The following is a 13556-nucleotide window of genomic DNA, read 5'->3' as shown; positions in this document are numbered from 1 at the left end:
TGCTCGCTCACCAGCCCGGGTCGGCCCGCTCGTTGGGCCGGCCGCGTGCTCGGATGGCACGCGCACTCAAGCGGCACGCTCGCTGGGACAGCACGCTCGCTCGGGTGGCACCCCACGGCTTGCACTGCTCGGCCGGCCCGGTCACCCGTCCTTCGGGCTGGCTGGCCCGCTCGGATGGCGCGCTCGCTCGGGGGCCACGCGGCGTGCACCGCCCGGTCGGCACGCTTGGCCCGCTTACGCCGGCCGGCCCGCTTGGCCGCCCGGCCGACTTCGCCCGGCCGACTTCGCCCGGTCGACCCGCTCGGTTGGCCCCTCGCTCGGGCGGCGCCCCACGGCCTGCATTGCTCGGCGGCCCTCCGGGTGGTCCCGCTTGGTCGGCATCGCCGGGCGCCCCGCTTTCGCGGCGCCGTTTGGGGCGGCGCCCGTCGGACGGCCCGGTGGCCTCGTGCCTTTCGGGTAACACCGCCCGGACCTCAAGGCCGCTCGGGCCATTCCAGGAAGCTCCCGTTCAGGCGGCGTACCTCAAGTGATCGCCGCCACCTCACCGCTGTCCGGCCGCGGCCCAGCGCGCCCCCCAACCCGACGCCTCCTCACCCCACAGAAGCCGTTCGCATCAAGATCTCTGCCGCCGCCTTCGCCGTGTCGGCCGCAGCGGGGTCGCCCGTGATCCCCGCGATCACCGTCGCGCCTTCCAGTAGCGCGAAGATCTGGTCGCCCAGCTCGTCGGCGCCAGCCAGCGAGCGCAGGTAGTCCCGCACCAGCTCCTTGTGCTCGCGCACCACCCGCGCGACACCAGGCGCCCCCTCCCCGAGTTCGCCGAAGGAGTTGATGAACGCGCACCCCCGGAAATCGTCCTCGGTGAACCACTGCCGCAGCCAGTCGAACACCGCCGGCACCGCCTCGGCCGGCGGCTGGGTCGACACATAATCCGCCAGCGACCGGCGCCATCGCTCGTCCCGGCGGCGCAGGTATGCCTCGACCAGATCACCCTTCGCCGGGAAGCACTGGTACAGCCGCTTAAGCGACACGCCCGACCCCGACCGGATCGCGTCCATGCCCACCGCCTGGATGCCGCGCGCGTAGAACAGCTCCTCGGCTGTGTCGAGCAGCTTCGCCCGGGCTTCGTCGTGGTCCATCACACCTGGTCCTTGCGTGGAGAACGTTCGTTCTCTATCGTAGCGCACCAGTGGAGAACGCTCGTTCTCCGAATTTGGAGGAGCCATCATGTCCGACCGTCCGCCGTTCCCGCACTTCGACGAGGCCACCGCAGCCCAGAAGGTCCAGGCCGCCGAGGACGCCTGGAACACGAGGGACCCGGAAAAGGTCGCGCTGGCCTACACGCCGGACTCGGTCTGGCGAAACCGCGACCAGCACGTCATCGGCCGCGACGCGATCGTCGAGTTCCTCCGCCGGAAGTGGGAGCGCGAACTGGACTACGCGCTGCGCAAGGAGCTGTGGGGCTTCCGCCGCAACCGGATCGCCGTGCGCTTCCAGTACGAATGCCACGACGCCGACGGCCAGTGGTGGCGCAGCTACGGCAACGAACTCTGGGAATTCACGGAGAACGGCCTGATGCGCCGCCGCGAGGCGAGCATCAACGACGTCCCGATCACCGAATCCGAGCGCCGCATCTTCGGCCCCCGCCCGGAAGCCGAGCGCGGCGTGCCGCTGCCGGTGTTCTGACGCCGAATTCGAGCGGCGCATCTTCGGGCCCCGCCCGGAAGTGGAGCGCGGGCAACCGCTGCCGGTGTTCTGACGCCCGACTCCGAGCGCCGCATCTTCGGACCTCGCCGGAAGTGGAGCGCGGCCGGTCGCTGCCGGCGTTCTGATGCCCGAATTCGAGCGCCGCGTCTTCGGCGCGCGCAAGATGCCGAGCGCGACCGACCGCTGCCGGTGTTCTGACCGCCCGAATTCGATCGACACCACGCGGCGCGGCTGTCAGCGTGAGGGCGTGCGCCTCATCCCGTTGCCCGCGGACACCTACCACGCCCTCGCCGACGGCGATCTCGCCGCGGCGAACCGCGTCGCGCCGGTGGAGCTGACGCCGTACTTCGTCAACCCGCGCTGGTTGCCCGGCTGGGGACGGGCGAGCGCCCGCGTCCGCGCCGATCCGGGTGTCGCCGACTGGCTCGCGGGCGCGATCGCCGGGCCGGACGGCGTGGTCGGCCGCGCCGGCTACCACGGTCCGCCGGACGAGCGGAGCGCGGTCGAGGTGACCTACGAGATCGAGCCGGCCTGGCGCCGCCGGGGCTACGCGCGTGCCGCGCTAAACGCCCTCGTCGCGCGAGCCGTCGGCGAGCCGGGCGTCCACTCCGTACGAGCGGTGATCCGCCCGCACAACACCGCCTCGCGGCGATTGGTGGTGACGAGCGGTTTCATCGAGACCGGGGAGGAGTTGCCGGACGGGCCGTGGGTGGTTTACGAGCGCGCGTTGCCCTGACGGGGCCAGGCGCCGGGCCCGAATACATCGCCTCGCGGTGATTGGTGGGGCGGGCGTTTCGCCGAGACGGGGGCGGAGTTGCCGAACGGGTCAACGTGTTTGGTTTACGAGCGTGCACTCCGCTGACGGGGCCAGGCGTCTGCCACAACACCGCCTCGCGGCGATGGGTGGTGACGAGCGGCTTCAGCGAGACGTGGGGAGGAGCTGCCGAACGCGCCGTGGGCCGTCTTCGAACTGCGTTGCGTTGAAACGGGCCGGTCGTCCGCCCAGCGCGGCGAACGTGCGCGCTGATTCCGCACTCCGCTGCCGAACCCCGGCCAACCGTTCAGCGAGCGGACTTCCTCGTGCCGGCAGCAGTTCCGCTCTTCCGACCGACGGGCTTCGCGGCGACCGTCGGCGGCTCCGGGTTCAGCACGTTGCCCGTCGGGATCTTGGGGCGTCCCAGCTCGCCGTGGTCGCGGATCCGCGCCTTGCGGTAGACCTCCGCGGTCGTCGCCGCGATGTGGGCCCAGTCGAAGTCGTCGGCGAGACGGGCCTGCGCCGTCCGCGCGCGGCTCTCCGCGGCCTCCCGGTCCCGCAGCACCGAGTTCACCGCCGCCGTCAGCGCGGCCACATCCCCGGGCGCGAACGACAACCCGGTGACTCCGTCGACCACGACCTCGCCCAGCCCGCCGGCCGTCGACGCCACCAGAGGCGCCCGCGCGGCCGCCGCTTCCAATGCGACGATCCCGAACGGCTCGTACCGGCTCGGCAGCACCACCGCGTCCGCCGCCGCCAGCACCGCCCGCAACTCGCGGTCCCGCAGGTGCCCGGCGAACTCCACCGCGTGCTGCATCCGCATCCGCCGCACCTGCTTGACCAGCTCGTCCAGGTGCCGCCCCCGCCCGGCGACCACCAGCCGCGTCCCGCGGTGCGCGCGCCGGATCTTCGGCAACGCCGACACCAGGTCCTGGACGCCCTTCTCCCACTCCAGACGCCCGAAGAACAACAGCAGCGGCTCACCCCCCGGCGCGTACTTCTCCCGCGCCCGCGCGACCTCGTCCGCCGCGACCTGCCACCCGCGCTCCTCGATGCCGTTGTGGATGACCGTGATGTCCTCCGCCGACACCTCGAACAGCTTCGCGACCTCGGCGCGCATCGCCTGCGAGCACGTGATCAGCGCGTCCGACCGGTTCGCCAGCCACCACTCCACGGAGTGCACCTGCTGGTTCAACGGCTGCGACAGCCACCCCGAGTGCCGGCCGGCCTCGGTCGCGTGGATCGTCCCGACCAGGGGCCGCCGCAGCGCGCCCGCGAGGCTGATCGCCGGATGCGCCACCAGCCAGTCGTGCGCGTGCACGACGTCCGGCTGCCACGACCGCGCCAGCTCGAGCCCGGCGCGCACCATGCCGTGGCCCATCGCCAGCGTCCACGCCACGAGGTCCCGCTCGAACGTCACGTGCATCGGATCCTCGGCGACGCGGATGATCCGCACGCCCTCGACCACCAGATCCGTCGTGGGGTGCGTGTGCGCGTCGGTGCCGGCCGGATGCCGCGAGAGGACCACGACCTCGTGCCCGTCCTGGACGAGATGCCGGGCCAGCGCGTGCACGTGACGGGCCAGCCCGCCGACCACGACGGGCGGGTACTCCCAGGACAGCATCAGCACGCGCATGACAGGAGGTTACTCACTGGTCAACTAAGAACTGAACCGCCCGAAGACCCGGCCCTATTTGGGCGTGATATCGATCACAGGGCAGGCGGCGTGGCGAGCGTGGGTGGAAGGGCGCTGTGGCGAACCCGGTGGAGGCGAGCCGGGCCGGGAGGCAGCTGCGCCCTGGCGGCGAGCTGGATCGCGGGGATGGTGGGCGGTAACGCCGGGGCGGTGATGCGCGGCTGCGCGCGGTCGGATGGTGCGGGGTGGCAGGCGGCGAGGGTGGCTGTGGCCGATGGAGCTGGATGGTGTGGGTGAACGGTGGGCGGCCGCTGGGCTGGGGTGAGTGGTGGGTGGGTCTGGATGGCGGGCGAGCGTGGCGGTGGGCGGGAGCGGAGCTGTGCGGAGTGGTTGGTGCAGGCGAAAGGGGGTGGTGGGCGCCGAGCGTGGGCTGGTGGGTGCGTGGCCGGTGGCCCTCGATCGTGCAGCCGAACGGGGCGGGGGCGCCGAGCCTGGGTTGGTGGGTGCGTGGCCGGTGCCCCTCGATGGTGCAGCCGAAAGGGGGTGGTGGGTGCCGAGCCTGGGTTGGTGGGTGCTTGGCCGGTGCGGTTGGTGGTTGCAGTGCTGTCCGGACGATGTGGGCGGCCGAGCGGACGTGGGCCGTGAGGCCGTGCCGCGGCCAAGCGCTGCACGGGGTCAGAGTTGCCGCGCGTCCAGCTGGCCGAACGGGTTGTCCTGCCGCGCCCAGCTCTCCACCTCCGCCGGGAGGGGGCCCCGGCCGATCCACCCCGCCAGCTCGTCGAAGCGCGAGGTGTGCACCGCGGCGCGGCGGCGGGCGTAGTCGGCCGCCGAATCCTTCGTCACCATGAACGCCCAGTCGCTCGAGAGGGCCATCGTCGCCTCGCCGACCGCCCAGTCCGCCACCCGGTCGCGGGCGCCGGAACGGGGGAGCGCCAGCAAGCGCTCCTGCAACGCCGCGTTGTCCGCCACCATGTCCGCCACCTGCTCGCCGTCCCAGACGCGCCAGTCCTTGCCCGAACCCCACGACGACGCGGGCAACTCCACGGGCGCCCCGACCAGACCGGCCGAAACCGCGCCCCGCAACGTCGTCACCCGCACGCCCGCCTCCGGCAGCGCCCGCAACACGCCTTCCAGCCACGCCGGGCCCTCGTGCCACCAGTGGCCGAACAACTCGGTGTCGTAAGCCGCCACCACCATCGCTTCCCGGCCGTGCACAGAACGCAACGAGCGCAGCCGCGAGACCACCGTCTCGACGAAGTCCTTCACGTGCGTCCGCAGCGTGTCCGCCGCCAGCGCCGGGTCGTACGGCGCCTTGTCCGCCGGCTCCACCTGCTTGCCCGTCACGCGCGACGGCTTCAAGCCCACCTCGTGCGCCCACGTGTGGAAATCCCGGTAGTTCGCGTGCCCCGGATAACCCGCCCGCGGCGACCACACCCGGTAGGTGACCTCCAGATCCCGCCCGAAACACAGCACGTCCGACGAACCGACCGGCCGCGCGAACGCCGTGTCCCCGCGCAACGACGGACCGTCCACCAGGAACCGCCGCACGCCGGCCGCCGCGTAGCCCTCTTCCATGCCCGGCGCGTAACCGCACTCCGGCGCCCAGATGCCCTCCGGCCGGTGCCCGATCCGCAACGCCGTGTCCGCCAGCCCGCCACGCAACATGAACGACCGGACCCGCGGCTGGAGCAACGGCTGGAACGGGTGCGCGTACGGACCACCGAGCAGCTCGATCACATCCGAGTCCACAAGGGACCGCAACACCGGCGAAAACCCGTGCCGCCACCGGGTTTCGAAGTCCTCCAGCGACCGCGTCGCCGTGCGGTACTCCGACGCGGCCAGCTCCCGCAGCAACGGGTCGTCCCGCCACAGCGTCCCGGCCTGCACCGTCCGCAACTGCCAGTGCCCGAGCCACTCGTGGAACGCCCGCAGCGCGTACGGATCGTCCAGCTGGGCCGCGAGCACCGGCGTCACGCCGAGCGTCAGCACGTCCCGCCTGCCCTCGGCCGCGAACCGCCGCAGCAGGTCCACCACCGGCAGGTACGAGTGCGCCCACGCCTGGTACAGCCACTCCTCGCCGACCGGCCACGACCCGTGGTGCGGCAGCCACGGCAGATGGCTGTGCAGCACCAGGCAGAACGTCCCCTCGCCGGTCACGGCCGCACCGCCACCGCGACCAGGTCCAGGCTCTCGTCCACGCGGTCGCCGTGGATCTCGAAGTCCGCCGCGCGGATCGCCGCGACGTCGGCCAGCAGCTCCGGCGGCCACGGCGCCTGCCCGGGCAGGTGTCCCATCACGACCTCCAGCTGCGCGTCGATGATCGACCCGCCGTACCGGGCGTCCAGCGCCCGCACCCCCGGCCCGTGGTGCAGGCCGTGCAGCACCTCCACCTCGAAACCCGCCTCCCGCAACAGCGAATCCAGCTCGTCCGCCGCGAGTTCCCTGGTGTGGAACGGGTTCAACGGCCTGTCGCTGTCCGGGGTGAACGTGAGCCGGTTCGGCGTGGTCACCAGCAGCCGCCCACCCGGCCGCAGCACGCGCCGGCACTCCGCCAGGAACGCGCCCTGGTCCCACAGGTGCTCGATGACCTGGAAGTTCGCCACCACGTCGACCACGCCGTCCCGCAGCGGCAGGTGCACCAGGTTCCCCCTGGCCGTCCACACCTGGGGATAACTCCGGGCGACGTGCTCGGTCGTCGGCTGGTCGTAGTCGAGCGCTAGCACCGACTTCGCGGTCGCGGCGATCAGCCCCGCGCCGTAGCCCTCACCGCAGCCGGCCTCCAGCACCACGGCGTCCGCGCACCACGGCAGCAGCGCGTGATAAGCCGCTTCGTGCCGCCGGAACCAGTAGTTCTCCTCGGCGATGCCCGGGACCGTGCGTTCCCCGGTCAGGTGCAGTGCTTCGGCGCGCGACGTACTCACCCCGGCGACACTACTGGGTGGTTCAGGGCCACTTCCGCAGCACGACCGACCACGACGAGGAGTCGACGCGGAACTCGGGCACCAGATTGCCCGCCTTCGCCATCGCCGAGCGGATCCGGAAGATCCCGCGGCCGAACCGGTTGACGTAGCCCAGCGCCTTCATCGCGCGGGCCAGGTTCGGGTTGCGGTAGTCGTGCACGCGGTCGAAGTTGTCCGGCCGGACCTGGCCGTACGGGCCGCCCGGGTTGGTCACCTCGATGCGGTCGTCGAACCAGGTGATGCGCACCGGCGCGTGCGAGGTCTCGTAGTCGCGGTGCATGACCGCGTTCATGCACGTCTCCCGCAGCGCCTCCAGTGGGTAGTCGGGCAGCTGCTCCTCGCGGAAGCCCTCGCCGTCGGTCAGCCGCGTCCGCAGGTGCCCGCTGAGCAGAGCGCTCAGCCGCACCGCCGTCTCCACCAGGTTGCCGCGCAGCTCCTGCTGGTCGGCCACGGGGGCGTCGGGGTCGAGGCCCTGGTAGCGGACGAACTGGACGTAGGCGCCGGGGACGTGTGCGCTCGGGTCCCGCCCGATCGTCAGCACGCCGAGCGCGGTCGGGACGCCACCGGGCGTGGTCAGCCGCAACCAGGCCAGGTCCTTGGCGACCGGTCGGGAATTTTCCTCCAGCGCCTCGCTGGCCACGAACGACGGCAGGTACGCGGTGCGGAACAGGCGCACGTCGAGGTCGCCCTCGGCCGCGGTCGCCAGGGGTCTGCTGTCGAAGGGGCCGGCGGCGAAGCGGCGCAGGTCGGGCTGGACGTGCTGGTCATCCCGGACGCTCGTAGCCGTGTGCACCGTGACGGCTCCCCTCAGTAGCAGCAATGCGAGCTGAGGCGTAACCCTATCGGGTGAGCGAAGTACTCCGTCGCGGTTCCGGTGGAAACGATCCAACTACTCGGGGACTGTCACGTTCTTGTCGGCTGCGTAGTCCTCATGGCATGCGACTCGCGATACTGACGCTGCTCGCCCTCACCGGCCTCGTGGTCGGCTTCTGGGCGGCGGTCCTGCCGGAGAGCTTCTACGGCGACTTCCCGGTGATCCGGCCGAGCTGGGTCTCGCTGGACGGCCCCTACAACGAACATCTCGTCCGCGATGTCGGTTCGATGTTCCTCGCGCTCGGCGCGGTGACGGTCGGGGCGATCGTCGTGCGGACCACGACCGCCGCGCGCCTGGCCGGCGTCGCGTGGCTGGTCTTCTCGGTGCCGCACGCGATCTACCACCTGGCGCACCTGCACGTGTTCCCGCCGCTGGACCAGGTGCTCAACGCGGTCGCGTTGCCCGGGTTGGCCCTGCTGGCGCTGGCGGTCGTGGTGCTGCCGGAAAAGATCAGTACGGCCGGCGACCGTGCCCGCTCACGCGTGCTTTGAGCTTGGCGATGGCGGACTTGGCCTGGGCGCGGCGGCGGGGGTCGTTGGCGAACTGCTGGGCCTGCCGGATGGCGCGCTTGCCCTGCGGGGAGTTCGCGAAGCGGGCGATCTTGTTGAACAGCGAAGCCATGTCCGTCCTCCAGGGCGGTATGCCGGTTTCGTCACCCGGACAACGGACGGGGTACCCCGGTGGTTCCTCGCCTACGCCGGGGAGACCGTGACGCTGAGCGCACCCGGGCCGACGTGCGCGCCGATCACCGTGCTCGCCTCGACGATGCTCAGCTCCCGGACGTCCGGGATCCGGTCGCGCAGCTGCTGCACCAGCATCAGCTCGCGCTCGGTGGGGCGGAAGCAGGAGATCGCCAGGTCGGTGGGCCGGCCGCCGGCCCGCTCGACGGCCAGGTCGACGAGCTTGGCCAGCGCGCGCCGGTTGCCGGCGGCGCGCGCGAGCGGGGCCACTTCGCCGTCACGCACGGTGAGCAGCGGCTTGATCGACAGCGCGGTGCCGAGCAGCGCGGCCGCGCCGCCGATCCGCCCGCCGCGGCGCAGGTACTCCAGCGTGTCCACGTAGAGCAGTTCGCTGCTGGTGGAGAACCTGCGCTCCGCCGCCTCGATCACCCGCTCGACCCGTGCGCCCGCCGCGGCGGCCCGGGCCGCGGACAGCACGGCGAAGCCGAGGCTCATGCCGGTCGTGCCGCTGTCCACCGGGTACACCGGGATCTGGACCTGTTGCGCGGCTTCGCGTGCGGCCAGCAATGTGGCTGACATGCGCTGCGAGATGTGCAGGCTGACGATCGCGCTCGCCCCGGCGGCGGCAGCGTCCTGGTAGGCCCAGAAGAAGGCGCCCGGATCGGGCGGGTTGGTGCTGACCCGTTGCCCGGACCGCAGCGCCTCGGTGAGCTCGCCGCGGTCGAACCGGTTCTCCTCGTCGACCTGGTCCCCGACCTGCAGCTGCAGCTGGATCACGGTGACGTCCCACTGCCTCCGCAGCTGCTCGGGCAGGGACGCGGTCGAATCGGTGACGACGGCGACGTGGTTGGGCACGGGAAGTGAGGTTAGACCGAAAGCACCATCGGGGGTAACCCGTCCGCGCAAGCCTCCACTCGGAGTAGCCTGGGCCTATCGGAGATAAAGCTGAACGATCGTCCCGATAAATCGGGATTCCGGGTGAATGCCGTCACCTCGGGGCGCGTTGGCGGCCGAATCTCCCTACGCTACCGACCAGTAAGGCTGGTTCAGGGAGGTCGAAGGGGACCAATGACGAACATTGTTGTCCTGGTCAAGCAGGTGCCGGACACCTACTCGGAGCGCAAGCTCTCCGACGGTGACCACACGCTCGACCGCGAGTCCGCCGACGCCGTTCTCGACGAGATCAACGAGAAGGCGGTCGAAGAAGCGCTGAAGATCAAGGAAGCCGGCGAGGGCGAGGTCACCGTGATCTCGGTAGGCCCGGACCGCGCCACCGACGCCATCCGCAAGGCCCTGTCGATGGGCGCGGACAAGGCCATCCACGTCTCGGACGAGGCCCTGCACGGCTCCGACGCCGTGGCCACCGCCAAGGTGCTCGCCGCCGCGGTCGGCAAGGTCGAGGGCTTCGACCTGGTCATCGCCGGCAACGAGGCCTCCGACGGCCGCGCCGGCGCCGTGCCCGCGATGCTGGCCGAGCTGCTCGGCCTGCCGCAGCTGACCCAGGTGCGGTCGCTGACCGTCGAGGGCGGCACCGTCAAGGCCGACCGGGAGACCGACGACGGCCTGACCCACCTCGAGGCGAACCTGCCCGCGCTGGTGAGCGTCACCGAGAAGATCAACGAGCCGCGGTACCCGTCCTTCAAGGGCATCATGGCCGCGAAGAAGAAGCCGGTCGAGACCCTGACGATCGCCGACCTCGGCGTCGACGCGGGTGCGGTCGGACTCGGCAGCGCGCTGTCCACTGTGGTCGAAGCGGCCCCGAAGCCCCCGCGCACCGCGGGTGAGCGCGTCGAGGACGAGGGTGACGGCGGCAGCAAGATCGCCGAGTACCTGGTCGGCCAGAAGATCATCTGAGGCAGGAGCAACGGAGCAATGGCTGAAGTTCTGGTTCTCGTCGACCACCTGAACGGCGAGCTCAAGAAGACCACGTTCGAAGCGCTGACCGCCGCCCGCGAGCTGGGCGAGCCGTCGGCCGTCGTCGTCGGCGCCCCGGGCACCGCCGGCAAGTTCAAGGAGCAGCTGGGCGCCTACGGTGCCCAGAAGGTGTACGTGGCCGAGTCCGAGGACGCGGCGAACTACCTGGTGACCCCGAAGGTCGACGCGCTGGCCAAGCTGGTCGAGCAGACCTCCCCGGCGGCGGTGATCGTCACCGCGTCCGCCGAGGGCAAGGAGGTCTCCGGCCGCCTGGCGATCCGCGTCGGCGGCGGCCTGATCTACGACGCCGTGGGGGTCAACTCCGACGGCACCGTGGAGCAGTCCATCTTCGGTGGCGCGTACTCGGTGAAGTCCAAGGCCCAGGGCCTGCCGATCATCTCGGTGCGCCCGGGTGCGGTCGAGGCTTCGCAGGCCGAGGGCGCGGCGGCCGAGGAGGCCGTCGAGCTGCCCGCGGTGGACGCCGCCAAGTCCGCGAAGATCACCGGTGTGGAGCCGGTCGTCGGCGGTGACCGCCCCGAGCTGACCGAGGCCACGATCGTGGTGTCCGGTGGGCGCGGTGTCGGGTCGGCCGAGAAGTTCGAGGTCGTGGAGAAGCTGGCCGACTCGCTCGGCGCGGCCGTGGGCGCCTCCCGCGCCGCGGTCGACTCCGGCTACTACCCGGCGCAGTTCCAGGTGGGCCAGACCGGTAAGACGGTCTCGCCGCAGCTGTACGTCGCGCTGGGCATCTCCGGGGCCATCCAGCACCGGGCCGGGATGCAGACCTCGAAGACGATCGTCGCGGTCAACAAGGACCCCGAGGCGCCGATCTTCGAGATCGCGGACTTCGGTGTGGTGGGCGACCTGTTCAACGTCGCGCCGCAGCTGACCGAAGAGGTCACCAAGCGCAAGAGCTGACCGCTCGCTTGACGCAGGGGCCACCGCCGGGAGTTCCGGCGGTGGCCCTTCGGCGTTTCCGGGCCTACCGTTCCGGGAGTGGAGGTCTGGGCCGCCGGCGATGCGTACGAGGCGTACATGGGCCGCTGGAGCGCGCCGGTGGCGGAGGAGTTCCTGCGCCGCCTGGCCGTGCCGAGCGGGAAGCGGTGGCTGGACGTCGGCTGCGGCACCGGGGTGCTCACCGGCGCCATCCAGAAGGGGCAGCCGCGGGTCGTGGTCGGGGTGGACCCGTCGGCGGGGTTCTTGGCCGCCGCGAAAGCCCGTCGCGCCGGGGCGTTCGTCCAGGGCGATGCTCGGGCGCTTCCCGTGCGGGACAACAGCTTCGACGCGGTCGTCAGCGGGCTCGCGCTGAACTTCGTGCCCGATCCCGCGGGCGCGGTCGGTGAATTCGCGCGGGCCGCGGCACCCGGCGGGACGATCGCGGCCTACGTCTGGGACTACGCCGGTGGCATGGGGATGCTCCGTATCTTCTGGGACGCGGCCGTGGAGCTGAACCCGGCCGCCGCCGAACTCGACGAGGGCCGCCGGTTCCCGGTGTGCCATCCACAGGTCCTCGTCCGGCTGTGGACCGGCCTGGACGAGGTGACCGTCGCGGCGATTGACGTGGACACGCCCTTCGCGGACTTCGACGACTACTGGGCCCCGTTCCGGGGCGGCCAGGGACCGGCGCCGGGCTACGTCGCCGCGCTCGACGACCGGCGGCGCGACGCCCTCCGCGACCTGCTTCGCGAACGCTTCACCAGCACCGGACTCACCGCCCGAGCCTGGATGGTCCGTGGCGTCAAGCCTTCCGCGGACCGTTGAACGCGTGCTCGCGCACCAGACCGTCCACGCTGTCGCCGAAGACGCGGGCGTCGTGGTCCGGTGCGGGGTTCTCGACGGGCCGCGCCGGGGTGCCCGGCACCTGCTCAGCGCGCAGCCGCGGCACCGCGTACGGGTGCTTGCCGCGCACCCAGTGCACGAGCCGCTCGCGAACCAGGCAGCGCAGGTCCCACAGCGTCGGCGCGTCCACCGCGCTCACCAGCGCCCGCACGCGCACCAGGGTGTGCGTCGCGTCGGTCACCTGCAGCACGCTGACCCGGCCGTCCCACAGATCGGTCGACTCCAGGATCCGCCGCAGCTCCTCACGCATCTCCTCGACCGGCATCGTCCAGTCCACGTCCAGCTCGACCGTCCCGAGCAGCGCGGCGTCGCGGCGGGTCCAGTTCTCGAACGGCTGCGACATGAACTGCGCGGTCGGGACGACCAGCCGCCGGTCGTCCCACAGGTGCACCACCAGGTAGGTCAGCGTGATGTCCTCCACGCGGCCCCACTCGTTCTCCACGATCACCACGTCGTCCAGCCGGATGGCGTCGCTGAACGCGATCTGCAGCCCGGCGAACACGTTGCCCAGCAACGACTGCGCGGCCAGCGCGGCGATCGCGCCGATGACCCCCGCCGAGGCCAGCAGGCTGGTGCCCGCCGTGCGCAGCGCGGGGAACGTCATCAGCATCGCGCCCAGCGCGAGCACCGCGACCGCCGCCACGATCACCCGCCGCACCAGCCGGATCTGGGTCTGCATGCGCCGCGCGTGCCGGTTGTCGGCCACGTCGACGCGCCACCGGTTGAGCATCGTCTGCTCGATCGCGGTCAGCACGCCCGCGAGCAGCCAGGCGCCGGTCCCGATCAGCGCGAGCGTCAGCAGGTGTGAGGTGACGGCGCGCCACGATCCGGTGGGCAACGCGACGAGCACGGTGATGCGCAGGACGACCATCGCGCCGAACCAGCGCAGCGGCCGGCGGATGTGCTCGGCCAGTTCGCCCAGCACGGTGGCGCGCTGCCCGAGCCGTCGCAGGACCCGCCGCAGCACGTACTCGACCGCCAGGAACAGGCCGAACACCACCGCCGCCACACCGAGCGACACCAAGATCCGCAACCAGCTGCCGGACATCCCTCTCACTTCCGGTCGGCACCACGTTCCGTGGGGCCATACCCCGATCGTGTGGATCTCATGACTTGAGCCTGATCACGCCCGGCTACCTGAGAGAACCCTGAGAACCCGCGGTTCATCCAACGTGCACGAGGTGGTCACGCGATGAAC

At 71.6% G+C, this 13556-nt stretch carries 14 protein-coding genes; 6 read left to right on the top strand and 8 right to left on the bottom strand.

The window, feature by feature from the left end:
• Nucleotides 1–590: 590 nt before the first annotated feature.
• Complete coding sequence (locus IE290_RS27615) at nucleotides 591–1136, bottom strand: TetR/AcrR family transcriptional regulator (protein WP_191247622.1); 546 nt, start codon at nucleotides 1134–1136, stop codon at nucleotides 591–593.
• Between the two features lie 88 nt (nucleotides 1137–1224).
• Here IE290_RS27615 and IE290_RS27610 point away from each other — a divergent pair, with 88 nt between their 5' ends.
• Together IE290_RS27610 and IE290_RS27605 are read left to right on the top strand one after the other, a co-directional pair.
• Nucleotides 1225–1683 carry a nuclear transport factor 2 family protein gene (locus IE290_RS27610; protein ID WP_191247621.1) on the top strand — a complete coding sequence of 153 codons (459 nt, stop codon included), beginning with the start codon at nucleotides 1225–1227 and terminating at the stop codon, nucleotides 1681–1683.
• Nucleotides 1684–1951: 268 nt separating this feature from the next.
• Complete coding sequence (locus tag IE290_RS27605; RefSeq protein WP_191247620.1) at nucleotides 1952–2440, top strand: GNAT family N-acetyltransferase; 489 nt, start codon at nucleotides 1952–1954, stop codon at nucleotides 2438–2440.
• A gap of 325 nt (nucleotides 2441–2765) precedes the next feature.
• Here the strand turns inward: IE290_RS27605 and IE290_RS27600 are convergent, their stop codons facing one another.
• The 4 genes from IE290_RS27600 to IE290_RS27585 form a co-directional block, all read right to left on the bottom strand.
• The gene (locus IE290_RS27600) at nucleotides 2766–4094 is read right to left on the bottom strand and encodes a glycosyltransferase family 4 protein (protein ID WP_229874736.1); all 1329 of its coding nucleotides are present in this window, start codon (nucleotides 4092–4094) and stop codon (nucleotides 2766–2768) included.
• Between the two features lie 675 nt (nucleotides 4095–4769).
• Complete coding sequence (locus tag IE290_RS27595) at nucleotides 4770–6251, bottom strand: 1,4-alpha-glucan branching protein domain-containing protein (RefSeq protein ID WP_191247619.1); 1482 nt, start codon at nucleotides 6249–6251, stop codon at nucleotides 4770–4772.
• Complete coding sequence (locus tag IE290_RS27590) at nucleotides 6248–7015, bottom strand: class I SAM-dependent methyltransferase (protein ID WP_191247618.1); 768 nt, start codon at nucleotides 7013–7015, stop codon at nucleotides 6248–6250. The genes IE290_RS27595 and IE290_RS27590 overlap by 4 nt, the downstream gene beginning before the upstream one ends.
• 22 nt (nucleotides 7016–7037) lie before the next feature.
• Nucleotides 7038–7847 (bottom strand): ATP-binding protein, encoded by an 810-nt coding sequence (locus tag IE290_RS27585; RefSeq protein WP_191247617.1) that lies wholly within the window; start codon nucleotides 7845–7847, stop codon nucleotides 7038–7040.
• A 143-nt stretch (nucleotides 7848–7990) separates the two neighbouring features.
• Here IE290_RS27585 and IE290_RS27580 point away from each other — a divergent pair, with 143 nt between their 5' ends.
• Nucleotides 7991–8419 carry a hypothetical protein gene (locus IE290_RS27580; protein ID WP_191247616.1) on the top strand — a complete coding sequence of 143 codons (429 nt, stop codon included), beginning with the start codon at nucleotides 7991–7993 and terminating at the stop codon, nucleotides 8417–8419.
• Here IE290_RS27580 and IE290_RS27575 read toward each other — a convergent pair.
• A complete protein-coding gene (locus IE290_RS27575) occupies nucleotides 8379–8549 on the bottom strand; it encodes a hypothetical protein (RefSeq protein ID WP_017987410.1) in 171 nt (56 codons plus the stop codon). The two genes, IE290_RS27580 and IE290_RS27575, sit on opposite strands and share 41 nt — an antisense overlap.
• A 71-nt stretch (nucleotides 8550–8620) precedes the next feature.
• Nucleotides 8621–9463, bottom strand: coding sequence for a DegV family protein (locus IE290_RS27570; RefSeq protein WP_191247615.1), 843 nt, complete (start codon nucleotides 9461–9463; stop codon nucleotides 8621–8623).
• Nucleotides 9464–9676: 213 nt separating this feature from the next.
• Here IE290_RS27570 and IE290_RS27565 point away from each other — a divergent pair, with 213 nt between their 5' ends.
• The 3 genes from IE290_RS27565 (at nucleotide 9677) to IE290_RS27555 (ending at nucleotide 12280) form a co-directional block, all read left to right on the top strand.
• A complete protein-coding gene (locus tag IE290_RS27565; protein ID WP_191247614.1) occupies nucleotides 9677–10462 on the top strand; it encodes an electron transfer flavoprotein subunit beta/FixA family protein in 786 nt (261 codons plus the stop codon).
• A gap of 18 nt (nucleotides 10463–10480) precedes the next feature.
• Entirely contained in the window at nucleotides 10481–11437 is a 957-nt protein-coding gene (locus IE290_RS27560; protein WP_094007440.1) for an electron transfer flavoprotein subunit alpha/FixB family protein, read from the top strand.
• A 78-nt stretch (nucleotides 11438–11515) separates the two neighbouring features.
• Nucleotides 11516–12280, top strand: a complete 765-nt coding sequence (locus tag IE290_RS27555) for a class I SAM-dependent methyltransferase (protein ID WP_229874735.1) — start codon at nucleotides 11516–11518, stop codon at nucleotides 12278–12280.
• Here the strand turns inward: IE290_RS27555 and IE290_RS27550 are convergent.
• Entirely contained in the window at nucleotides 12258–13406 is a 1149-nt protein-coding gene (locus IE290_RS27550; protein WP_191247613.1) for a mechanosensitive ion channel family protein, read from the bottom strand. The two genes, IE290_RS27555 and IE290_RS27550, sit on opposite strands and share 23 nt — an antisense overlap.
• Between the last annotated feature and the right edge of the window lie 150 nt (nucleotides 13407–13556).

The sequence above is a fragment of the Amycolatopsis deserti genome (assembly GCF_014653945.1).
GTDB classification, from domain to species: domain Bacteria; phylum Actinomycetota; class Actinomycetes; order Mycobacteriales; family Pseudonocardiaceae; genus Amycolatopsis_E; species Amycolatopsis_E deserti.
The sequence above is the reverse complement of the archived record's forward strand: the minus strand, read 5'-3'. Positions and strand labels throughout refer to the sequence as shown.

Excerpts from the sequence above, each read along its gene's own strand:
- IE290_RS27615 (WP_191247622.1), bottom strand. The coding sequence starts at position 1,136 with ATGGACCACGACGAAGCCCGGGCGAAGCTGCTCGACACAGCCGAGGAG.
- IE290_RS27610 (WP_191247621.1), top strand. The coding sequence starts at position 1,225 with ATGTCCGACCGTCCGCCGTTCCCGCACTTCGACGAGGCCACCGCAGCC.
- IE290_RS27600 (WP_229874736.1), bottom strand. The coding sequence starts at position 4,094 with ATGCGCGTGCTGATGCTGTCCTGGGAGTACCCGCCCGTCGTGGTCGGC.
- IE290_RS27580 (WP_191247616.1), top strand. The coding sequence starts at position 7,991 with ATGCGACTCGCGATACTGACGCTGCTCGCCCTCACCGGCCTCGTGGTC.
- IE290_RS27575 (WP_017987410.1), bottom strand. The coding sequence starts at position 8,549 with ATGGCTTCGCTGTTCAACAAGATCGCCCGCTTCGCGAACTCCCCGCAG.
- IE290_RS27565 (WP_191247614.1), top strand. The coding sequence starts at position 9,677 with ATGACGAACATTGTTGTCCTGGTCAAGCAGGTGCCGGACACCTACTCG.
- IE290_RS27560 (WP_094007440.1), top strand. The coding sequence starts at position 10,481 with ATGGCTGAAGTTCTGGTTCTCGTCGACCACCTGAACGGCGAGCTCAAG.
- IE290_RS27550 (WP_191247613.1), bottom strand. The coding sequence starts at position 13,406 with ATGTCCGGCAGCTGGTTGCGGATCTTGGTGTCGCTCGGTGTGGCGGCG.